Raw genomic sequence first — 21847 nt, forward strand, 5'->3', positions numbered from 1 at the left:
GTTTTTGGCTTCCCGACTTTTTTTGAAAAGCAAAAAAAGAGCTTCTGCTAGTCGCTTTTTTTTACTAACAAAAAATAGCCGGCAAACCAAAAAGCTTTCTCTGCTATCTGGGCTAAAAACCCCGAAACATTCACACAGTTTTATAAATATTGATATCCTGTTTTTCAATAAACCTTTGTACTTTTGTAACCGATTTAATTGAGAACACACATCCAACAATCTAATAATCCAGCAATCTAACAATCTAACAATCTAACATATGCTCAAAGGATTCTTTCACGTACCCAAAGCAGTTAACGAACCTGTAAAATCGTACGCACCCAATTCACCCGAAAAAGCGGCTGTTTTAGCAACATACAAAAAAATGTGGAACGAAAAAATCGACGTGCCACTCTACATCGGAAGCGAAGAAATCCGAACCGGAAATACGCGAAACATGACCGCGCCACACGACCACCAACATGTCGTAGGAACGTATCATCTCGCAGAAAAAAAACATATCGAACAAGCCATTGCCAACGCATTAGCATCAAAAGCCAAATGGGCAAACCTAGCTTGGGAACAACGCGCAGCCATCTTTTTAAAAGCAGCTGAACTTATAGCCGGACCTTATCGTGCGCGCATCAACGCTGCAACCATGATTGCGCAATCTAAAAATATATTTCAAGCCGAAATCGACGCTTCTTGTGAACTGATTGATTTCTTGCGCTACAACGTTGAGTTCATGACGCAGATTTACAACGACCAACCCAAATCAGATTCCTCAGTTTGGAACCGTTTGGAATACCGTCCGTTAGAAGGTTTTGTGTATGCGATTACACCATTCAACTTTACCGCCATTGCCGCCAATCTTCCTGCAAGTGCTGCGATGATGGGCAATGTCGTAATTTGGAAACCAAGTGACAGTCAAGTGTTTTCTGCTAAAATCATCATCGATGTTTTCAAAGAAGCCGGACTTCCTGATGGCGTGATCAACGTAGTTTTTGGCGATGCACAAATGATTAGCGAAACGATTTTTGCAAGCCGTGATTTTGCGGGTGTTCATTTTACAGGATCCACGCATGTGTTCAAAGACATTTGGAAAAACATCGGAACCAACATTCACCATTATAAAACCTACCCAAGAATTGTGGGTGAAACCGGCGGAAAAGATTTCATCGTAGCACATCCAAGTGCGAATGTGAAACAAGTCGTAACCGGAATTGTGCGTGGCGCTTTTGAGTTTCAAGGACAGAAATGTTCGGCAGCATCGAGAGCTTATGTTCCAAAAAGTTTGTGGAATGACGTCAAATCACAATTGATTGCAGATGTGAAATCGATGAAAATGGGTTCGCCTGAAGACTTCGGAAACTTCATAACCGCAGTCATTCACGAAGGCTCATTCGACAAATTGGCGAGCTATATCGACCAAGCTAAAAAAGATGCTGATGCAGAAATTATAGTGGGTGGAAACTATGACAAATCGAAAGGTTATTTTATTGAACCAACGGTTATCGTAACCACGAATCCGAAATACACTACGATGGAAACTGAATTGTTCGGACCGGTAATTACAATTTACGTTTACGAAGATTCTAAATGGAGTGAAACCTTAAAACTTGTCGATGAAACTTCAGAATATGCCTTAACCGGAGCTATTTTTAGTCAAGATCGTTACGCGATTGAAGAAGCTACAACAGCACTTCAAAACGCAGCCGGAAATTTCTACGTCAATGACAAACCTACGGGTGCCGTAGTTGGCATGCAACCTTTTGGTGGCGCTCGTGCTTCGGGAACCAATGACAAAGCGGGCTCGGCACTGAATCTGTTGCGTTGGGCTTCACCAAGAACCATCAAAGAAACTTTCGTGACACCAGAAGATTATCGTTATCCGTTTTTGGGAGAATAATCAAAATATATTTTATAGAAAAGCCTAATGCAAAACGTTAGGCTTTTTTTATTGTTCTGATTCTCAGAATTATTTAGTACATTCGATACTCTTTTTAAAATCAATGTTTATGAAAACAAAATTACTTCTTGCCCTTTCGTTTTTTACCTTTTTATGTAAAGCACAAGCGCCTATTAATTCATATTACTCAGTTGACGGATCAACCTTTACGGTGGTTAATTCCGTTCTTCCACTAGATGACACACCAACAGGCGCCAATGCGACATGGGATTTTACCTCGCTTAATCAAATCGGAACCTCCACAGAAACCAATCTAGCACCAACATCACAAGAAAGTACCACTTTCCCGAATACGACTACCAATACATTGACAACAACCGAAATTAATTTTCTGATTTCAGAATCCAATATCTACTCCAAAAATAACGCTGGCGAAGTTTCGATTACCGGAATTGTCAATTCAGAAATTGAACTAAATTTTGTAGATGACAATGCTTTGTTAGGTACTTTTCCGCTAAATTATGGTTATTCAAATTCTGATACTGTGGCAGGAACTTTCATTTCTGGAGCGTTCAATGGAGACGTTGCCGGAACGGTAAACACTAGTGTTGATGCTTATGGAACATTAAATCTTAATATAGACAGTGCTGGAGAAACTTCTTATGCAGTAACTCGCCTTAAATCTGTTCAAAATATTACTTTGCACCATTTTGTTTTCGGGAATGTAGGTACAATAGCTCAGACTGTCTACTATTATTACATCAATGGAGGTCCAAATTCTGCCATATTCAAAACGTCTCGCACCATCGTGAATGTTCCTTTGCAAGGCATCAATAATGAAACTACGGATCGAATGGAAAAATACAATATTCCGTTGGGTGTTGTTAGTAACATTGCTGTAGCAGATCAGTTAACTTTGTTTCCAAATCCAACTAATGATGTGCTTAACATTGATAACAAAACGATGCAAGCTATTAAACAAATTACCATTACTGATATGAGTGGAAGAATGGTGATGCGCAATAATGGCAATGTTAATTTGATATCGATTGGTCATTTGAAAAAAGGAATTTACACTGCAACTTTGGAAACAGAAACGAATAAAGTCACTCAAAAAATCATAAAAAAATAGATTTTAAAATTATTTTTTAGAAATTAAAAAACCACAAAAGCATTTAGTTTTTGTGGTTTTTTAATTGTGAAATGAAAGGTAATTATTACGCTTTAAACTTTAGTGGCAAATGCACTACTTTTTTGGTTTCGAAAAATTCGTCTTCAAAAAAATCAGCAATATCAAATTGTGTAGCTTTTGGAAATAAAGCCAATTCATCGGTCAAATCGCCACCTTTTAAATACAGAATACCATTCTTCAATTCGTGTTTGTTTTGCTTTTTGATTTTGTCTTTAACCCACGATACGAAATCCGGCATGTTGGTCACGGCACGACTCACGATAAAATCATAATCGCCTTTGACATTTTCGGCTCGCAATTGTTCGGCTTTCACATTTTTCAATCCGATGGATTCTGCAACGGCTTTGACCACATTGATTTTTTTTAAAATCACATCAATCAAATAAAAACGGGTTTCTGGAAACAATATCGCCAACGGAATTCCGGGAAAACCACCGCCTGTACCTACATCTAAAACATAAGTTCCGGGTTCAAACTTTTGAATCTTCGCAATCGCCAACGAATGCAATACATGCTTAATGTATAGCGCATCAATATCTTTTCTGGAAACTACATTAATTTTAGCATTCCAATCCTGATATAAGGCTTCGAGCATTTCAAATTGTTTGATTTGCTCATCCGTCAGATTTGGAAAATACTTAAGAATCTCTTCCATGCTTTAATTTTTTAACAAAAGTAATACTTTACTGTTGATATATTTATGGGAACTTTGGCAATCCAAAAATTAATAATAAGTACATTTGCACATTATACCAAATCATATGAATACTACTGCTCCAACATTTTCAAATCAAGATAATCTGAAGTTTTTCAGGACGTTAAACTCAAGAGTCAATAATTATTTCAAAGAAAACAACATCCCGAAAACCGGGAACTGGAAAATTCATTTGAAAACCGTAATTCTATTTACCATTTTTCTGACACCTTATTTTTTAATTCTGACTTTAGATATGTCGATTTGGTATCAATTGCTGCTCAACATTTTAATGGGCATCGGAATGGCTGGTATTGGGATGAATGTCATGCATGATGGGAATCACGGCGCTTATTCTTCAAAATCTTGGATCAACAAATTTATGGGTGGAAGCATTTATGTTTTGGCCGGAAATGTATACAATTGGCAAGTGCAACATAATGTTTTGCACCATACTTACACCAATATTCATGGTCATGATGAAGATTTGGATGCCGGAAGAATCATTCGTTTTACTCAAAATGCGGAATGGCATAAGTTTCATAAATTCCAACATTATTATTCTTTCTTTTTGTATGGATTGCTGACATTCAACTGGTCGCTTACGACTGATTTCAAACAAATGCGCGCCTATTTAAAAAGAAAATTATCTTACGGAACACCGCAAAGTCCACGACGATTGTGGACCGTTTTAGTCATTACCAAAATCATTTACGTTTTAATTTGGGTGGTGTTGCCTATCAGTTTCGGCGTGACTTGGTGGAAAGTATTTCTGGGATTTTTCGTGATGCATTATGTAGCCGGTTTGATTTTGAGTATCGTTTTTCAATTGGCGCACGTCGTTGAAGAAACAGACAATCCTATTCCGAATTCAAATGGCGAAATCGAAAATACATGGGCGATTCATCAATTGTATACTACTGCGAATTTTGCTCCTAAAAACAAAATCGTCAACTGGTTTACCGGCGGATTAAACCACCAAATCGAACACCATTTGTATCCTCATATCAGTCACATTCATTACGGGAAAATCGCCGAATTTGTAAAACAAACAGCCGAGGAATGCAACTTGCCGTATCATGAATTTAAAACCATGAGAAGTGCAGTCATCGCACATTACAAACATTTAAAAGATTTAGGGCAAGAGCCACAATTAGCATAAACCATAAAGACGCCATCATAAGCGTCTTTTGCTTTTCAAAAACAGACCATCTTTAAAATTTACTACATGAACCATTTTCTTTCGGATAGAATCAACCAATTATCGACATCGCAAACCTTAGCCATGGCTGCTTTAGCCCGAGAATTAAAAGCACAAGGAAAAGATATTATCAGTTTGAGTTTGGGCGAGCCCGATTTCAACACCCCTGATTTTATTAAAGAAGCCGCGAAGAAAGCCATCGATGAAAATTACAGCACTTACACGCCGGTTGATGGTTATGCCGAATTGAAAGAAGCGATTTGTAGAAAATTCAAAAGAGACAATAATTTAGAATATAAACCAGCCAATATTGTGGTTTCTACAGGAGCCAAGCAATCCTTATATAACATTGCACAAGTCATGCTCAATGATGGTGATGAAGTGATTCTTCCTGCGCCGTATTGGGTGAGTTATTATGAAATCATCAAAATGTCGGGTGGTATTCCGGTTGAAGTTCCAACTTCTGTGGAAACCGATTTTAAAATCACACCAGAACAATTAGAAAAAGCCATCACACCTAAAACCAAAATGATATGGTATAGTTCGCCTTGCAATCCGAGTGGTTCGGTTTACAATCGTGAAGAAATGACCGCGTTGGCGAAAGTCTTGGAAAAACATCCAAATATTTTTATTGTTGCTGATGAAATCTACGAACATATCAATTTCTCCGGAACGTTTTGCAGCATCGCTTCTATACCTGGCATGTTCGACAGAACGATTACTGTTAACGGAGTGGCGAAAGCATTCGCAATGACAGGTTGGAGAATTGGTTATATTGGCGCACCAGAATTCATCGCCAAAGCCTGCACCAAAATGCAAGGTCAAGTCACCAGTGGCGCCAACAGTATTGCACAACGCGCTACGATTGCTGCTGTAGATGCTGATCCTAAAGTTTTGAAATTTATGGTCGATGCGTTTCACCGTCGTAGGGACTTGGTTGTTGGTTTGGTTAAAGACATTCCTGGTTTTAAACTCAATATTCCTGAAGGTGCGTTCTATGTTTTTCCGGATGTATCTTTTTATTTTGGCAAAACATTGCGTGGCACAAAAATCAATAACGCTGATGATTTTTCGATGTATTTGTTATCTGAAGCCAATGTGGCCACAGTAACCGGAGATGCTTTTGGAAACCCAAATTGTATTCGTTTTTCATATGCAACCAGCGAAGAATTGTTAATTGAAGCGATGCGAAGAATTAAAGAAGCAGTTTCGTGAAAAAAATAACTACCATCTTAATCATTTTCTTTTGTTTTGCTATGCATGCACAAACAAAAGCAAAAACCCAAATCATTGAAGTGGCTTGCGGTCAATGTCAATTCGGAATGAAAGCAAAAGGCTGTGATTTAGCCACTCGTATCGATGGTAAATCTTACTTTATTAATGGCACTAAAATCGATGATCACGGTGATGCGCATGCTAAAGATGGATTTTGTTCTGCAGTCAGAAAAGCGGAAGTAATCGGACAAATAAAAGACAATCGTTTTGTGGTATCTTATTTCAAACTACTTCCTATAAAATAATAATCCGATTGAATCCGATTCTCGACAATATTTCAAAAATTGTAACGCTGACTCCTGAAGAAGCACAACTGTTTTTGTCGAAGACCGAAACCAAGCATTACAAGGCAAAATCGATTGTCTTAAACGCAGGCGAGATTTGTAAACATTCTTATTTTGTAAATTCCGGTTTGCTTCGAAGTTTTAATATCAATGACAACATTGTTGAACACGTATTGAGTTTCGCATGCGAAGGTTGGTGGATTGGCGACATGTATAGTTTGCTTTCCCAAAAACCCGGCAATCTTTTTATCGAAGTTATAGAAGATGCTGAAGTCGTGTTGCTTTCAAAGGAAAATCAAGAACAACTATATCATGACATCCCGAAACTCGAACGCTTTTTCAGAATCTTAACCGAGAACTCATTAGTAGCAAATCAAGAGCGCTTGATGGATAATTTGAGTTTATCCGCCGAAGACCGCTTTGAGAAATTCTGCTCGAAATACCCAACCTTAATTCAGAAAGTACCGCAAAAGCACATCGCTTCTTATATTGGTGTGACGCCAGAGTTTTTTAGTAAGATGAAAGCGCGACTGTTGAAAAAATAAAATTCAACCGCAAGGTTCGCGAAGGTTAAACGCAAAGTTCACAAAGATTTTTGTTTTTTATTTCTTAATCTAGGTTAAGTGATTTTCGTTTCCATCGATGGTAAATTTGTATCATAATAATTACTAAATTTATACATCATGAAAAATACCATTTTACACAAAGCTGATACACGTGGCCATGCCGATCACGGATGGTTGAATGCACACCACACTTTTAGTTTTGCTAGCTATTATGACGCGGACCGTGTCCAGTTTGGCGTGTTGCGTGTCTTAAACGATGACATTGTTGCATCAGGCATGGGCTTCGGAACGCATCCGCACGATAACATGGAAATCATTACGATTCCTCTCGAAGGCGATTTGGCACACAAAGACAGCATGGGCAATACCGAAGTGATCAAATTTGGCGATGTTCAGGTGATGAGTGCCGGAACCGGAATTCAACATTCAGAGTTCAATCCGAACCATGATAAACGTACCAATTTGCTTCAGATATGGGTGTTCCCTAAAGTGCGAAATGTCGAGCCACGTTACCAACAAATTACTTTAGACACTACGGATCGTCATAATAAATTACAGCAAATCCTTTCGCCTAATGCTGATGATGCCGGCGTTTGGATCCATCAAGACGCGTGGTTTCACATGGGAAATTTAGACCAAGGAACTATTATAGACTACAATCGAAAAAAAGAAGGTAATGGTTTGTATGTGTTTGTAATCAAAGGCAGCGTAAAAGTAGATGGTGAGGCATTGCAACAACGCGACGGTCTTGGCATCACCGATTTTGAGAAAGTTACTTTTGAAGCTACCACAGACGCAGAAATATTATTGATGGAAGTTCCGATGAACCAATAAACCAACAATTATGAACGAAGTACAATTAAAAATCAATGATAAAAACGGTTTTTTTTATATTGATATTGATGGCAAACACGAAGCGATGATGACCTTCGTTTTTGCTGGTGAAGATAAAATCATTATTGATCATACCGAAGTAAAACCCGGCAATGAAGGCAAAGGTTTCGGAAAAAAAATGGTCACCAAAGCAGTAGAATTTGCTCGAGAAAAAGGCATCAAGATTATTCCATTATGTCCTTTTGCCAAAAGTGTGTTTGATAAAACTCCCGAATTTAAAGACGTTTTATAATCATGGGAAATCGGTTTGAAGAAGATATCTTAGGTCACATCGGCACACAAAAATACAAATGCACGATTGTTTGGCGCAACGGCAAATTGATTATGGATGAACCCGAAAGTATTGGTGGCGGGAATTTAGGCCCAGATCCATTTTCGACATTACTGGCTTCGTTGGCTGGCTGCACGTTGTCGACATTGCGAATGTATATCGATAGAAAAGGTTGGGATATTCCGCAGATTGACGTCGCTTTGAATATGGAACAAAAGTCAGATTCTGAAACGACAACTATCATTTCAAGAAGGATTTCATTCCCGGAAGTGGTATCAGCAGAACAAAAAGAACGCTTGTTGACGATTGCTGAGAAATGTCCAATCTCGAAACTATTAAAAGGAAATACAATCATTAATACAACGCTTTAATCATGGATCCGAACAACCTCAAAAAAGAATACACCAACGGTGAAGTTACTATCGTTTGGGAATCCGGAAAATGCATTCATTCCGGCAATTGTGTGCGCAACAACCCTGATGTTTTTAAACCCAAAGAAAAACCGTGGATTACACCCGAAGGTTCCTCAACAGAAAAAATTATTGAAACAGTAAACAAATGTCCTTCGGGCGCTTTAACCTATTATCTCAATAAATGAAAAAAATCATAGCCTTTGGCGGTTCGTCAAGCAAGAATTCTATCAACAAACAATTGGCGACTTATGCTGCCAATCTTTTCAAAAATGTTGAAATCGAAGTTTTGGATTTAAACGATTATGAAATGCCTGTTTTTTCTGTTGATAAAGAAAAAGAAAATGGCATTCACAATTTAGCGCATGAGTTTTACGCCAAAATCGGAAGTGCAGATTTTATTGTACTTTCTTTGGCTGAACACAACGGCGCCTATTCTTCAGCATTCAAAAACACGTTGGATTGGGCCTCAAGAATCAACAACAAAACTTTTCAGCAAAAACCGATGTTGTTATTAGCAACTTCTCCTGGTGCTCGGGGCGGCGGAAGTGTTTTGGACATTGCTGCGAAAAGATTTCCGTTTCAAGGTGCTGAAGTTAAAGGCACTTTTTCGTTGCCAACATTTTATGAAAATTTCGATACTGTGAATGGCATCATCAATCCTGAATTAAAAAATCAACTGCTCGAAATCATCGATGCGATTGAAATCTAATTTAATTGCTATTTTTGCTTTTCAAAACACTAAAACTAAGAAATGAAAGCATACATATTTCCAGGACAAGGCGCGCAATTTACCGGAATGGGTAAAGATTTATATGAAACTTCAGCCGTAGCCAAAACGTTATTCGAACAAGCCAACGACATCTTAGGTTTCCGTATCACCGACATCATGTTTGAAGGTACAGCCGAGCAACTCAAAGAAACCAAAGTCACGCAACCTGCTGTGTTTTTACACTCGGTTATTCTTGCCAAAACTTTGGATAATTTCAAACCTGAAATGGTAGCCGGGCATTCATTGGGCGAATTTTCTGCTTTGGTTGCCAATGGTGCTTTGTCATTTGAAGATGGATTAAAACTGGTTTCTCAACGTGCTATCGCGATGCAAAAAGCCTGTGAAATCAAACCTTCAACCATGGCAGCAGTGTTAGGTTTGGAGGACAAAATTGTAGAAGATGTTTGCGCTTCGATTGATGGAATTGTAGTCGCTGCTAATTATAACTGCCCTGGTCAATTAGTAATTTCAGGCGAATTTTCAGCCGTTGAAAAAGCGTGTGAAGCCATGAAAGAAGCCGGAGCCAAAAGAGCATTATTACTACCTGTTGGTGGAGGTTTTCATTCACCGATGATGGAACCAGCTCGCGAAGAATTAGCCGCCGCTATTGAAGCCACAACCTTTTCAAAACCGATTTGCCCAGTATATCAAAATGTAACGGCAAGTGCAGTTTCCGATGCAGATGAAATCAAGAAAAACTTAATCATACAATTGACTGCCCCTGTAAAATGGACACAATCCGTACAGCAAATGATTGCTAATGGCGCGACTTCATTTACAGAAGTTGGCCCAGGAAAAGTATTGGTTGGTTTGGTAAATAAGATTAATCGAGAGGTGGAAACGATTTCTGCATAAATAATTCTCGTGATTGTATATAAAAACCTCAAACAGTGTTTGGGGTTTTTTCATTATTAATTATTAATTATTCATTGTTAATTATCTAAATTTGTTTAAGATAAAAACGTGTACTATGAAAAATTCAAACTTTCTTCTCATCCTGTTTTTTATTTTTTCGAATGGTGTTTATTCACAATTGCTTGACAAAGAGATCAATCATCAGAATATTTTACTTGCGAACACCAATGATGCGGTTCATCCTTGCATCACACCACAAGAGTATATGTTGTTGAATCAGGAGTGTGCTATGAATAGGCAAGGTCTTGGACTCAACTCCAATCTTCATCGGGAAATCCTGACTACTCCTTTAGCTTGGCCTTTGCGTGCTGCTACTGGTTTTACGGATTGTGATTTTTATTTTATTGGCGCTTATGTCGACCAAAATATTGCTGCTACTTCGGTGATGGATTATAATTGTGAAACCAACACTTACGATGGTCATCACGGAACTGATATTGCCATTTGGCCTTATGGTTTTTATAAAATGGACAACAGTCAAGTGGAAGTCGTTGCCGCAGCTGCTGGAACCATTATTCAAAGAGCAGATGGCAATTTCGACAGGAATTGTTCGGCCAATACATTGACGGCGAATTCGATAATTCTTCAACATGCCGATGGATCTTGCACATTGTATTGGCATATGAAAAAAAATTCTGTGACTTCTAAAGTTGTGGGTCAAACCGTAGCAGCCGGAGAATATTTGGGTGTTGTCGGAAGTTCAGGAAGTGCCAGCGGACCGCATCTGCATTTTGAAGTTTGGTCCGGAACTACGAATACCACATACCAAGATCCTTTTGCTGGTACTTGCAACACACTCAATGCAAATTCCTGGTGGATTTCTCAAAAGCCACACACCAATCCGGCGGTACTTAAAGTTTCTACCAACTCGACTGATTTGGTGATGCCTGGATGTCCGACTACGGAAACGCCTAATGAGAGTAATTCTTTTACCATTCCATTTCAAGGTCCGGGTTTGCCTGCAGGTTATGCGAAGTTTTATATTTTTTTACGCGAAGCCACAGTGGGAACTAATGTCGATTTGAAGATTTTAAATCCGAACGGCACAACCTTCAATAGTTGGACATATGCGGTTACAACTTTTAATAAGGTAAGTTATTGGGGTTGGTCGAAAGTGTTGCCGACGATTTCCGGAGTTTATAAATTTCAGGCAACGTATAATGGTATCACTTGTGTTCAAAACTTTACCATTGTAAATCCGTTGGGCATAGCTAATAATGCATCAACAACTGCTGTTGAAATATATCCGAATCCAACATCTTCTGTAGTTAATCTCATTGGTGATACTGTTGAAAATGGAAAATACACTTATACCTTATCTACAGTTTCCGGACAGATTGTAAAACGGGAAAGTTTCAACATTCAAAATAATGACATTCAAAAAAGCATTTCCATTGAGGAATTCCCAAGTGCAATCTACTTCTTAACGCTTACCGGAACCAACACCAAAACCATCAAAAAAATCATCAAACAATAAAAAATCCCGAACGTTAATTCGGGATTCTGTCTTATAATCTCAGAATCTTAAAATCTTACGATCTAATTTTCTGTTCCCATTTCCAAGCGCTAGACAAAGAATGTTCTAACGTTGATTGTGCTTTCCAACCCAAAACAGTATTCGCTCTATCAGTATTGGCATAGGCTGACGTGATATCGCCTTCTCTTCTGCTAACGATTTTGTACGGTAATTTTTTACCGCTTACTTTTTCGAAAGTATTGATGACTTCTAAAACCGAGCTTCCGGTTCCGGTTCCGAGGTTGAAGATTTCAACTTTGGTTGCATTTTTCTTATTGATTAATCTCTGCAATGCTACTACGTGTGCTTTTGCCAAATCGACAACGTGAATGTAATCGCGGATGCAGGTTCCGTCGGGTGTTGGATAATCATCACCATACACAGCCAATTCAGCACGCATTCCGATTCCGGTTTGTGTAATGAAAGGAATTAAATTTTGAGGAACGCCAATCGGCAACTCGCCTATTTCAGCCGATGGATGTGCTCCGACGGGATTAAAATAACGCAACAATATGGCATTGATGTTGGTCACTTTGGCCACATCGGTAATAATATCTTCACCCATTTGCTTCGTCGCTCCATAAGGTGAAAGGGCTTTTTGGAGTGGCGCTTCTTCGGTAATCGGCATTTTTTCCGCTTGACCATAAACGGTACACGAGGAACTGAAAATAAAATTGGCTTCGGGTTTTTGTTGCAATTCTTGTAGAATATAAACTAAAGAACTGATGTTATTTTCGTAATACAGCAACGGGTTTTCCACACTTTCTCCAACAGCTTTTGAGGCTGCGAAGTGAATGACGCCTGCAATATCATGGTGCTTTTTAAAGAAATTCTGAACTGCCGGTTTTTCACGCAAATCCATTTTTTCGAAAATCGGTGTTTTTCCTGTGATGGCTACAATGCCTTTTAAAACTTCTTCAGATGAATTCGAAAGATTGTCGATGATGACAACTTCGAAGCCTTCGTTTTGCAATTCCACTACGGTATGAGATCCGATGAAACCCAAACCTCCTGTTACTAATACTTTCATTTTGATTGTGGTGTTGATGGTTTGTAAATTGTCCTAGCCCTGATGGCAGCGGTATCCTTTTGTGCCGGCGTTCGGCGCAAAAGATTTAGCGTACAGCAGGAAATAGCTCCTGAAATTATTTAAAAAATCCTAAAACGGTATTTGTAATGTATTGAATTTGTTCGTCATCGAGCTCAGTGTGCATCGGCAATGAAATGACTTCTTTGACCAACTGATTGGTGATTGGGAAATCTTCTTCTTTGTAACGCGCGTCGAGATAAGCCTTCTGACTGTGCAATGGAATCGGGTAATAAATCGCGCATGGAATGTCGTTGTCTAACAAATGTTGCATTAATGCGTCGCGATCGGCATCGATAATTCTGAGTGTATATTGGTGGAAAACGTGGCAATCGCAAATGTCGCAAATTGTTGGCGCAACGATGTTTTTATGACCTTCAAAAGCTTTTGAATATTTTCTTGCGGCATTTTGACGTGCTGCTCCGTACTCGTCTAACAACGGTAATTTAGCATTTAAAACTGCGGCTTGAATGCTGTCTAAACGTGAATTTACGCCAACTACATCATGATGATAACGCACGTACATGCCGTGATTGACGATACCTCTGAGTTTGTGAGCCAGCGCATCATCGTTGGTGAAAATCGCTCCGCCGTCACCGTAGCATCCTAAATTCTTCGATGGGAAAAAAGAGGTTGAAGCGACGTGACCAATCGTTCCTGCTTTCTTTTTCGTTCCGTCGGAAAATTTGCAATTGGCACCAATGGCTTGGGCGTTGTCTTCGATGACGTATAGGTTGTGTTCGTTGGCAATTTTCATAATCGCTTCCATATTGGCGGCGCGACCGAACAAATGCACGGGAACAATGGCTTTGGTTTTGGGTGTGATGGCTTTTTTGATGGCGTCGATGGAGATGTTCATGTTGACCAAATCTACATCGACTAGCACCGGCGTGAGTTGCAATAATGCAATTACTTCGACTGTTGCGGCAAAAGTAAAATCGGCTGTGATGACTTCATCTCCGGGTTTCAAATCCAAGCCCATCATGGCGATTTGCAACGCGTCAGTACCGTTGGCGCAAGGAATCACGTGTTTTACATCGAGGTAAGCTTCAAGATTTTTTTGAAACGTGTGCACTTGTGGGCCGTTGATGTAGGTATTGGTATCTAGAACTTCTTGAATGGAGGCATTTACAGTAGTGGCAATTTTATCGTATTGACTTTTGAGGTCAACCATTTGGATTTTTTTCATCGAAGCATAAAATTTAATTACGCACAAAATTAGTAATTTAATGGCGTAAACCATAAAAATTCTACAAAGTGGTGTATTTTAGCGACACAATTCATTGGCTATGTTTTTTTTGTATAATCTTATTGTAGTTTTTGCTGATTTTGCGGTGAAAATGTTGGCGGTTTTTAGCTCGAAGTTGAAACTTTTTGTTGATGGCAGAAAGGTTGTTTTTGATACTATTGCTGCTAAAATAAAACCAGAAGATAAGACGATTTGGTTTCATGCTGCGTCTTTGGGCGAGTATGAGCAAGGTTTGCCGGTGATGGAGCAAATGAAACTGCAATTCCCAAATCACAAAATCATTTTGACGTTTTTTTCGCCTTCGGGTTTTGAAGTTCGGAAGCATAATATGGTTGCTGATGTTACGGTGTATTTGCCTTTGGATACTAGAAGTAATGCTAAAAAGTTTGTGGATTTGGTGCATCCTGACATGGTGTTTTTTATCAAGTATGAATATTGGCCGAATTATTTGCATGCCTTGAAAACACGTTCGATTCCGACTTATTTGATTTCGGGAATTTTTAGAGAAAAGCAATTGTTTTTTAAATGGTATGGTGGTTTTTACAGAAAAGCGCTCGATACTTTTGAGCATTTTTTTGTGCAGAATTCGCATTCGAAAGAACTTCTTTTACAATTGGGAAAATCGAATGTAACGGTTTCGGGCGATACGCGGTTTGATCGTGTGGCTACTATTTTGGAGAAACACAATGCGTTGGATTTTATTACAGAATTTAAAAACAATAGCCTCACAATTGTTGTCGGCAGTTGTTGGCCAAAGGATGAAAGCCTTTTGGTAGAATTTATTAATAGCACTTTGCTTCCTGTGAAATTTATTCTCGCTCCACATAATATCAGAGCGGAACAGATTCAGGAATTGAAGCAATCGATTACAAAAAAAACAGTTTTGTTTTCTGAAAAAGACGGTCAAGATTTAGCCGCTTTTGATGTTTTCATTATTGACACGATTGGCATTTTAACAAAAATTTATAGTGAAGCTGACATCGCTTATGTTGGTGGTGGTTTCGGAAATCCCGGCGTTCATAACATTTTAGAACCGGCTACTTTTGGTGTTCCGATTGTGATTGGCCCGAATTTTTCTCATTTTGCTGAAGCGACTGCTTTGGTCAATATGGGCGGTTGTGTTTCGATTTCGAATGCGAAGGAATTGAAAGACAGTTTTGAAAATTTGATTCAAAATGTTACAATTCGCGAAGAAAAGGGACATATCTGCAGCACTTTTGTTCAGATGAATATTGGTGCGACAGCTCAGATTTTAAATTACATTCAAAAAAATAAAACATAAATCAAACCTCTTTTTATGAAATCAATAAAATTACTCCTATTATTATTTGTCATTCAAACACAAGCGCAACAAGGCGGTATGTGGATTCCATCGCTGTTGCAAGGCATGAATGAAAAAGAAATGAAAAACTTGGGCATGAAAATGTCGGCGGCTGATATTTACAGCGTCAATAAATCGAGTTTGAAAGATGCAGTGCCTCATTTTAATGGCGGTTGTACGTCGGAAGTGATTTCACCGAAAGGTTTGATTTTGACGAATCATCATTGTGGATTTGACGCGATACAAACGCATTCTTCTGTCGAACATGATTATTTGACCAATGGTTTTTGGGCTTATAAAATGGAAGATGAATTGCCGAATGACGATTTAGAAGTAACGTTTATTGTCAAAATTGAAGATGTAACTTTAAAGGTTTTAGAGGGCGTCGCAGCATTGACATCAGAAGCTGATAAACAAAAGAAAATTCAGGAAAACATTACAGCATTGAATAAATCATTGCCTAAAGAAAGTTGGCAGGAAAACAAAATCAGAACTTTTTATGAAGGCAATCAGTATATGCTTTTTGTAACGGAAAGCTATAAAGATGTGCGTTTGGTAGGTGCGCCGCCATCATCGATCGGGAAGTTTGGTTCGGATACAGACAATTGGGTTTGGCCCAGACATACGGGCGATTTTTCTTTGTTTAGAATTTATGCTGATAAGAATAATCATCCGGCGGCTTATTCGAAAGATAATGTTCCTTATAAGCCAAAACATTTCTTACCTATATCATTGGATGGCGTAGCAGAAGACGATTTTACTTTAGTATTTGGTTATCCTGGGAAAACGAACGAATATCTTCCTGCGGTAGCGATTGAGCAAATTGTCAATGAATTGAATCCGGCGAAAATTGAAATCCGTGATAAAGCATTAAAAGTACAAGATGGATTTATGCGAAAAGACAATGCGATTAAAATTCAATACGCTTCAAAATATGCTGGCATTGCCAACTATTGGAAAAAATGGATTGGTGAAACACAAGGTTTGAAAAAATCGAATGCGGTTGCAATTAAGAAAAAACAAGAATTGGCATTTCAAGAAAAAGTAATCAAAGCCGGAAAGCAAGCGGAATATGGAAACTTGCTGGCTGATTTCGATAAAAATTACAAAGAAATTGCATCTTATGCTTCGAGCAGAGATTATTTTATAGAAGTGGTTTTGCGTAATACTGAATTGCTCAATGTGGCTTATAAAATGTATCAATTAGAGCAACTTTTAAATACTAAAGGTGAACAAGCTTTTACCGACAGAAAAAATAATTTGATTAATGGATTGGGTGAGTTTTACAAAGATTTCAATGCTTCCGTCGATGAAAAAGTTTTCGAACAATTGATCGATTTGTATGCGAATAAATCTCCGAAACAATTTGTACCCGAAAGTTTGGGGAATGCCAATTTGAAAACATTAACATCTGATATATATAGTCAGTCGAGCCTTATCGATTATAATAAAACGAAAGAGTTGTTGGCTGGAGATTCAAAAACGGTGCTTGAAAAATTGAATAATGATAAAGCTTTCCGATTGGTAAAAGAAATGGCGGACAAGTATTTAAAGGATGTTGCACCTAAATATGATGAAATCAATCTTCGCATTACATCATTGCAGCGTACTTATATGAAAGCGCAATTGGAGTTGAATAAAAACGCTAGAATTTTCCCCGATGCCAACAGTACTTTGAGAGTTACTTATGGAAAAGTAAAAGGCTATGAACCGAAAGATGCTACGATATACAAACCTTTCACGTATTTGGATGGCGTTTTAGAAAAGTATATTCCGGGTGATTACGAATTTGATGTGCCTAAAAAACTAATCGATTTATACAGCGCAAAAGATTACGGCGCTTATGGAAGCAAAGGCAAAATGCCGGTTTGCTTTATTGGAACAAATCATACGACAGGAGGAAATTCCGGAAGTCCGGCCATCGATGCATATGGGAATTTAATTGGCTTGAATTTTGACAGAGTTTGGGAAGGAACGATGAGTGATATTTATTACGATCCTGCGATTTGTAGAAACGTTATGGTCGATATTCGGTATGTTTTATTCATCATGGACAAGTATGCCGGAGCAAAAAACCTGATTGACGAATTGAAAATTGTACATCCAAAAATCAAAATTAATAATTCAAAATCAAAAAATTAAGAATAATAATACGATTAATTTTATTTATTAATAATTACAATAAATTTTTAACTATAATAACATTTAATATTTTTTTGGCACAGTACTTGTAAAATGTCCGGCGTTGCAACAGGTTAGATTTTTTTAAAAAAAAATTGAAAAATATTTTTCCATAATAAAAAATTTATATCTTTGCCTCGAATTAATAATTAACCTTTTATAATTAAGTAAGATGAAAAAAGTATTTTTAAGTTTAGCTGTTATCGCTGCATTAACTGTAGTATCTTGTAAACAAGCTGAAGCTCCTGCTGAAGAAGCTCCAGTAACTGAAGAAGTAACTCCTGCTGTTGAGGAAGCTGCTGCTGTAGCTGATACTGCTGCTGCAACTGCAACTGACGCTGCTGCAACTGCAACTGATGCTGCTGCAACTGCAACTGACGCTGCAAAAACTGCAACTGACGCTGCAAAAAAATAATTAGAAAAACTTTCTAAAAATTTTAAAACCACACTTAGGTGTGGTTTTTTTTGTTTTATACATTTTGGAAACTTCGATTATAGGTGTCGAAAATCCAAAGTTATATCCATAAAAAAAGCCTCAAACATAGTTTGAAGCTTTCTTGTACTCAGAGCGGGACTTGAACCCGCACGAACATTGCTGTTCACTGGATTTTAAGTCCAGCGTGTCTACCAATTTCACCATCCGAGCATTAATACTGTGACTTGATTGGAGCGAAAAACGGGGCTCGAACCCGCGACCTCGACCTTGGCAAGGTCGCGCTCTACCAACTGAGCTATTTTCGCATTTATTTTTAAGAACTTTGCGATACTTCTTCCGTATTGCGAGGGCAAATTTAATACTTTAATTCAATTCTACAAGTCTTTTTACAAAAAAAGATTTCGATTTTTTAACTCGCTGTATGCCTATCTTTTAAAGACTTCCAATCTATTTTTTGGTCAGCATTCTTTTGATTTCATTGAGCTTCATCATCGCTTCAATGGGCGTCAATGTATTGATATCTAATGTTAGGATTTCTTCTTTGATTTCTTCTAATAACGGATCATCTAAATTAAAGAAACTCATTTGCATTTCTGCTTTCTCGGCTTTCAAACCCGCTAAGGCATCACCCGAATGATTCTTCTCCAATTTCTTTAATATGCTTTGTGCTTTAGAAATCACAAGCTGTGGGATTCCGGCCATTTTAGCTACGTGAATTCCAAAGCTGTGTGCACTTCCGCCTTTGACCAATTTTCGGATAAAAAGTACGGTATCTTTCAATTCTTTGACTGATACATTATAATTCTGAATCCTAGGCAACAACTCACTCATTTCATTCAACTCATGGTAATGCGTAGCAAATAAAGTCTTAGGCTTTGTAGGATGTTCATGCAAAAATTCTGCAATCGCCCACGCAATTGAAATACCATCATAAGTACTGGTTCCTCTGCCAATCTCATCCAATAAAATCAAACTTCTGTCGGAAAGATTGTTCAATATGGAAGCCGTTTCATTCATCTCTACCATAAATGTAGATTCACCCATAGAAATATTATCACTCGCTCCAACTCGCGTAAATATTTTATCAACGACACCCATTTTCACACTTTCAGCCGGAACGAAACTTCCCATCTGCGCCAATAAAACAATCAAAGCGGTTTGTCTTAAAATAGCTGATTTACCGGACATGTTTGGACCCGTAATCATAATCAATTGCTGCATTTCTCTGTCTAAAAAAACATCATTAGCAATATAAGGAACGCCTAACGGCAATTGTTTTTCAATAACCGGATGGCGTCCGTTTTTAATATCTAAAGCGAAACTGTCATCTAATTCAGGACATACATATTGATTGTCTATAGCCAATTGTGCAAAAGAAGTCAAACAATCAACTTGCGCAATCAAACTCGCATTCAATTGAACCGGTTTAATATACGTCGCAATCCAATGAACCAATTCGTCAAACAAAGCGACTTCTAGTTTATAGATTTTCTCTTCAGCGCCAAGAATTTTAGTTTCATATTCTTTTAGTTCTTCCGTGATATAACGCTCGGCATTGACTAATGTTTGCTTGCGAATCCATTCAGTTGGTACTTTATCTTTATGTGTATTTCGAACTTCTATATAATATCCGAATACATTATTGAATGAAATTTTCAACGATGAAATTCCGGTACGCTCTGATTCTCTGGCTTCAATGCCTTCTAAAAATTCTTTCCCTGAATTGGAAATCATTCTCAATTCATCCAATTCTGCATTGACACCTTTTGCAATAGCGTTTCCTTTAACAATGGCTACTGGCGCTTCTTGATTTAATGTCGATTCGATTTTCGCACGCAATACATCACAATTATCCAATTGTTCTCCGATTCGTTTGACGGATGCCTGAGAACTTTCTAACGCAACCGCTTTAATCGGAAGAATAGCATTAAGCGAATCTTTCAAATAAATAACTTCCCGTGGCGACACTTTTCCCGCTGCAATTTTCGAAATCAATCGCTCTAAATCCGATATTTGCTTGATTTGAAACTGAATGCTTTTTAAAATTTCGAGATTGTCTTTTAAATAACCAACTACTTCATGTCGGCTTTGAATTTTTTGACTGTCTTTCAGCGGCAATGCCATCCAACGTTTGAGTAATCTGCCGCCCATTGGAGAAAGTGTTTTATCAATCACGTCCAATAAAGTCACTGCGCTTGGATTATAACTATGGTATAATTCTAAATTGCGAATCGTAAAGCGATCCATCCAAACGTAAGCATCTTCTGCTATGCGCTGAATGCTTGTAATATGCTGTCGTTTGTTGTGTTGCGTTTCGGATAAATAATAAAGAATAGCCCCTGACGAAATGATACCTTCTGAAAGTTCCTCTATCCCAAAACCTTTTAATGTAGCCGTTTGAAAATGATTTGTCAAAGTTTCAATCGCATAATCTTCTTTATAAACCCAATCTTCGAGGTAAAAATGATTGTAATCCTCGCCAAAAGTTTCTCTAAAATTATTTTTATGGATCTTCGGAATTAAAACTTCACTTGGATTAAAGTTCTGCAATAATTTATCGATGTACTCATCATTGCCTTGCGCTGTGAGAAACTCACCCGTAGAAACATCCAAAAAAGAAACACCTATATGTTTTTTTCCAAAATAAATAGATGCCAGAAAATTATTCGATTTCGATTGCAAGACTTCATCATTCATCGAAACACCCGGAGTTACTAATTCCGTAACACCACGTTTGACAATCGTTTTGGTCATTTTCGGATCTTCGAGCTGGTCGCAAATCGCCACACGAAGTCCGGCTTTCACCAATTTAGGCAAATAAGTATTGAGCGAATGATGTGGAAAACCAGCCAATGCCGTTTCCGTTTCTGAACCTGCACCTCTTTTAGTGAGTACAATTCCCAGTATTTTTGATGCTCTGATGGCATCTTCCCCAAAAGTCTCATAAAAATCGCCCACTCTAAACAACAAACAAGCATCAGGATACTTCCTTTTAATCTCGTTATATTGTTTCATCAACGGAGTTTCTTTTACTTCTTTCTCTTTGGCTGTCAAGGATTGCGAGTGTTAATTGGGTTAAAAATCGAACAGCGAATTTAAAAATTTTAAAGCTAATAAATTGCAATCTCAAAAATTAATTAATTTTAAGAAAGATTTAGGAAGTTGTTTCGTTTTTTTACATAGTTTTGTCTAATAATTTTAATTAAAACAACAATGAAAAAAATAGTATTATTAGCTGTATTAACGATTTTTGGAGTAACAACTTCAAACGCTCAAGCTAAAAAAACTGCTGCAAAACCAGCTGCGAAAAAAGAAGTTGCTCCAACTAAAGCAGAAACTCCAAAAGTAGAAGGAGCCGGAATGGTATTCGAAAACGAAACTATCGATTACGGGACACTTCCTCATAATGCTGACGGAAAACGTGAATTCGTATTCGTAAACAACGGAACAAAACCATTAATCATTACGAATGCAACTGGATCTTGCGGTTGTACTGTACCTTCTTTTCCAAAAGAGCCAATCGCTCCTGGAGCTAAAGCTGTAATTGGTGTGAAATATGCTACTGACAGAGTTGGTGCTTTTACAAAAACGGTAACGGTTACTTCAAATGCTGAAGGTGCTGCATCAAAAGTTTTGACTATCAAAGGAACTATCTTGGGTGACGAACCTGCAAAAGAGACTCCAAAAGGATAATA

General features: G+C 38.0%; 21 protein-coding genes and 2 tRNA genes. 17 read left to right on the forward strand and 6 right to left on the reverse strand.

Going from position 1 to position 21847, the window contains the following annotated elements; all coding sequences use genetic code 11:
• Positions 1–259 precede the first annotated feature (259 nt).
• Both pruA and RMO03_RS10235 read left to right on the forward strand, forming a co-directional pair.
• A complete protein-coding gene (gene pruA / locus RMO03_RS10230; protein ID WP_309642006.1) occupies positions 260–1888 on the forward strand; it encodes an L-glutamate gamma-semialdehyde dehydrogenase in 1629 nt (542 codons plus the stop codon).
• 109 nt (positions 1889–1997) lie between these two features.
• Positions 1998–3020 (forward strand): T9SS type A sorting domain-containing protein, encoded by a 1023-nt coding sequence (locus RMO03_RS10235; RefSeq protein WP_309642007.1) that lies wholly within the window; start codon positions 1998–2000, stop codon positions 3018–3020.
• 85 nt (positions 3021–3105) lie between these two features.
• On the opposite strand, the gene rsmG is transcribed toward RMO03_RS10235, so the two are convergent.
• Positions 3106–3735, reverse strand: coding sequence for a 16S rRNA (guanine(527)-N(7))-methyltransferase RsmG (gene rsmG / locus RMO03_RS10240; RefSeq protein WP_309642008.1), 630 nt, complete (start codon positions 3733–3735; stop codon positions 3106–3108).
• A gap of 106 nt (positions 3736–3841) precedes the next feature.
• Between rsmG and RMO03_RS10245 the strand changes: the two genes are divergently transcribed.
• From RMO03_RS10245 to RMO03_RS10295, 11 genes are all read left to right on the forward strand, one after another.
• Entirely contained in the window at positions 3842–4936 is a 1095-nt protein-coding gene (locus RMO03_RS10245) for an acyl-CoA desaturase (RefSeq protein WP_309642009.1), read from the forward strand.
• Positions 4937–5002: 66 nt separating this feature from the next.
• Entirely contained in the window at positions 5003–6190 is a 1188-nt protein-coding gene (locus RMO03_RS10250; protein ID WP_309642010.1) for a pyridoxal phosphate-dependent aminotransferase, read from the forward strand.
• Positions 6187–6495: a DUF6370 family protein gene (locus RMO03_RS10255; protein WP_309642011.1), complete on the forward strand. Its 309-nt coding sequence runs from the start codon at positions 6187–6189 to the stop codon at positions 6493–6495. The genes RMO03_RS10250 and RMO03_RS10255 overlap by 4 nt, the downstream gene beginning before the upstream one ends.
• Before the next feature lie 8 nt (positions 6496–6503).
• The gene (locus RMO03_RS10260; RefSeq protein WP_309642012.1) at positions 6504–7079 is read left to right on the forward strand and encodes a Crp/Fnr family transcriptional regulator; all 576 of its coding nucleotides are present in this window, start codon (positions 6504–6506) and stop codon (positions 7077–7079) included.
• 138 nt (positions 7080–7217) lie between these two features.
• Positions 7218–7934, forward strand: coding sequence for a pirin family protein (locus RMO03_RS10265; RefSeq protein WP_309642013.1), 717 nt, complete (start codon positions 7218–7220; stop codon positions 7932–7934).
• 10 nt (positions 7935–7944) lie between these two features.
• Positions 7945–8226: a GNAT family N-acetyltransferase gene (locus RMO03_RS10270; RefSeq protein ID WP_309642014.1), complete on the forward strand. Its 282-nt coding sequence runs from the start codon at positions 7945–7947 to the stop codon at positions 8224–8226.
• A gap of 2 nt (positions 8227–8228) precedes the next feature.
• Positions 8229–8636, forward strand: coding sequence for an OsmC family protein (locus tag RMO03_RS10275; RefSeq protein WP_309642015.1), 408 nt, complete (start codon positions 8229–8231; stop codon positions 8634–8636).
• 2 nt (positions 8637–8638) lie between these two features.
• Complete coding sequence (locus RMO03_RS10280) at positions 8639–8863, forward strand: (4Fe-4S)-binding protein (RefSeq protein ID WP_309642016.1); 225 nt, start codon at positions 8639–8641, stop codon at positions 8861–8863.
• Entirely contained in the window at positions 8860–9387 is a 528-nt protein-coding gene (locus RMO03_RS10285; protein WP_309642017.1) for an NAD(P)H-dependent oxidoreductase, read from the forward strand. Before RMO03_RS10280 ends, RMO03_RS10285 begins: the two co-directional genes overlap by 4 nt.
• Positions 9388–9429: 42 nt before the next feature.
• Positions 9430–10302 carry an ACP S-malonyltransferase gene (gene fabD / locus RMO03_RS10290; RefSeq protein ID WP_309642018.1) on the forward strand — a complete coding sequence of 291 codons (873 nt, stop codon included), beginning with the start codon at positions 9430–9432 and terminating at the stop codon, positions 10300–10302.
• Positions 10303–10417: 115 nt separating this feature from the next.
• Positions 10418–11839, forward strand: coding sequence for a peptidoglycan DD-metalloendopeptidase family protein (locus RMO03_RS10295; RefSeq protein WP_309642019.1), 1422 nt, complete (start codon positions 10418–10420; stop codon positions 11837–11839).
• A 55-nt stretch (positions 11840–11894) separates the two neighbouring features.
• Here the strand turns inward: RMO03_RS10295 and galE are convergent, their stop codons facing one another.
• Entirely contained in the window at positions 11895–12908 is a 1014-nt protein-coding gene (gene galE, locus RMO03_RS10300; RefSeq protein ID WP_309642020.1) for a UDP-glucose 4-epimerase GalE, read from the reverse strand.
• A gap of 115 nt (positions 12909–13023) precedes the next feature.
• Positions 13024–14154 (reverse strand): DegT/DnrJ/EryC1/StrS family aminotransferase, encoded by a 1131-nt coding sequence (locus tag RMO03_RS10305; RefSeq protein ID WP_309642021.1) that lies wholly within the window; start codon positions 14152–14154, stop codon positions 13024–13026.
• A gap of 100 nt (positions 14155–14254) precedes the next feature.
• Here RMO03_RS10305 and RMO03_RS10310 point away from each other — a divergent pair, with 100 nt between their 5' ends.
• The 3 genes from RMO03_RS10310 (at position 14255) to RMO03_RS10320 (ending at position 18131) form a co-directional block, all read left to right on the forward strand.
• Positions 14255–15496 carry a glycosyltransferase N-terminal domain-containing protein gene (locus tag RMO03_RS10310; RefSeq protein WP_309642022.1) on the forward strand — a complete coding sequence of 414 codons (1242 nt, stop codon included), beginning with the start codon at positions 14255–14257 and terminating at the stop codon, positions 15494–15496.
• A 15-nt stretch (positions 15497–15511) separates the two neighbouring features.
• Positions 15512–17677, forward strand: coding sequence for a S46 family peptidase (locus tag RMO03_RS10315; protein ID WP_309642023.1), 2166 nt, complete (start codon positions 15512–15514; stop codon positions 17675–17677).
• Between the two features lie 211 nt (positions 17678–17888).
• Positions 17889–18131, forward strand: a complete 243-nt coding sequence (locus RMO03_RS10320) for a hypothetical protein (protein ID WP_309642024.1) — start codon at positions 17889–17891, stop codon at positions 18129–18131.
• 145 nt (positions 18132–18276) lie between these two features.
• Here the strand turns inward: RMO03_RS10320 and RMO03_RS10325 are convergent.
• From RMO03_RS10325 to mutS, 3 genes are all read right to left on the reverse strand, one after another.
• Positions 18277–18362: transfer RNA gene (locus RMO03_RS10325), tRNA-Leu, on the reverse strand.
• 19 nt (positions 18363–18381) lie between these two features.
• A tRNA-Gly gene (locus RMO03_RS10330) sits at positions 18382–18457 on the reverse strand.
• Positions 18458–18599: 142 nt separating this feature from the next.
• Complete coding sequence (gene mutS / locus RMO03_RS10335) at positions 18600–21206, reverse strand: DNA mismatch repair protein MutS (RefSeq protein WP_309642025.1); 2607 nt, start codon at positions 21204–21206, stop codon at positions 18600–18602.
• A 159-nt stretch (positions 21207–21365) separates the two neighbouring features.
• Here mutS and RMO03_RS10340 point away from each other — a divergent pair, with 159 nt between their 5' ends.
• Positions 21366–21845 (forward strand): DUF1573 domain-containing protein, encoded by a 480-nt coding sequence (locus RMO03_RS10340; RefSeq protein WP_309642026.1) that lies wholly within the window; start codon positions 21366–21368, stop codon positions 21843–21845.
• The last annotated feature ends 2 nt before the right edge of the window (positions 21846–21847 follow it).

Source organism: Flavobacterium sp. (assembly GCF_031411595.1).
Classification (GTDB): Bacteria; Bacteroidota; Bacteroidia; order Flavobacteriales; family Flavobacteriaceae; genus Flavobacterium.

Bases quoted from the DNA above. Each gene is read 5' to 3' on its own strand.
- RMO03_RS10305 (WP_309642021.1), bottom strand. From the start codon at position 14,154: ATGAAAAAAATCCAAATGGTTGACCTCAAAAGTCAATACGATAAAATT.
- RMO03_RS10270 (WP_309642014.1), top strand. From the start codon at position 7,945: ATGAACGAAGTACAATTAAAAATCAATGATAAAAACGGTTTTTTTTAT.
- RMO03_RS10280 (WP_309642016.1), top strand. From the start codon at position 8,639: ATGGATCCGAACAACCTCAAAAAAGAATACACCAACGGTGAAGTTACT.
- RMO03_RS10310 (WP_309642022.1), top strand. From the start codon at position 14,255: ATGTTTTTTTTGTATAATCTTATTGTAGTTTTTGCTGATTTTGCGGTG.
- RMO03_RS10235 (WP_309642007.1), top strand. From the start codon at position 1,998: ATGAAAACAAAATTACTTCTTGCCCTTTCGTTTTTTACCTTTTTATGT.
- RMO03_RS10245 (WP_309642009.1), top strand. From the start codon at position 3,842: ATGAATACTACTGCTCCAACATTTTCAAATCAAGATAATCTGAAGTTT.
- RMO03_RS10295 (WP_309642019.1), top strand. From the start codon at position 10,418: ATGAAAAATTCAAACTTTCTTCTCATCCTGTTTTTTATTTTTTCGAAT.
- RMO03_RS10275 (WP_309642015.1), top strand. From the start codon at position 8,229: ATGGGAAATCGGTTTGAAGAAGATATCTTAGGTCACATCGGCACACAA.
- galE (WP_309642020.1), bottom strand. From the start codon at position 12,908: ATGAAAGTATTAGTAACAGGAGGTTTGGGTTTCATCGGATCTCATACC.
- fabD (WP_309642018.1), top strand. From the start codon at position 9,430: ATGAAAGCATACATATTTCCAGGACAAGGCGCGCAATTTACCGGAATG.
- pruA (WP_309642006.1), top strand. From the start codon at position 260: ATGCTCAAAGGATTCTTTCACGTACCCAAAGCAGTTAACGAACCTGTA.
- RMO03_RS10315 (WP_309642023.1), top strand. From the start codon at position 15,512: ATGAAATCAATAAAATTACTCCTATTATTATTTGTCATTCAAACACAA.
- rsmG (WP_309642008.1), bottom strand. From the start codon at position 3,735: ATGGAAGAGATTCTTAAGTATTTTCCAAATCTGACGGATGAGCAAATC.
- RMO03_RS10320 (WP_309642024.1), top strand. From the start codon at position 17,889: ATGAAAAAAGTATTTTTAAGTTTAGCTGTTATCGCTGCATTAACTGTA.
- RMO03_RS10250 (WP_309642010.1), top strand. From the start codon at position 5,003: ATGAACCATTTTCTTTCGGATAGAATCAACCAATTATCGACATCGCAA.
- RMO03_RS10265 (WP_309642013.1), top strand. From the start codon at position 7,218: ATGAAAAATACCATTTTACACAAAGCTGATACACGTGGCCATGCCGAT.
- RMO03_RS10340 (WP_309642026.1), top strand. From the start codon at position 21,366: ATGAAAAAAATAGTATTATTAGCTGTATTAACGATTTTTGGAGTAACA.
- RMO03_RS10285 (WP_309642017.1), top strand. From the start codon at position 8,860: ATGAAAAAAATCATAGCCTTTGGCGGTTCGTCAAGCAAGAATTCTATC.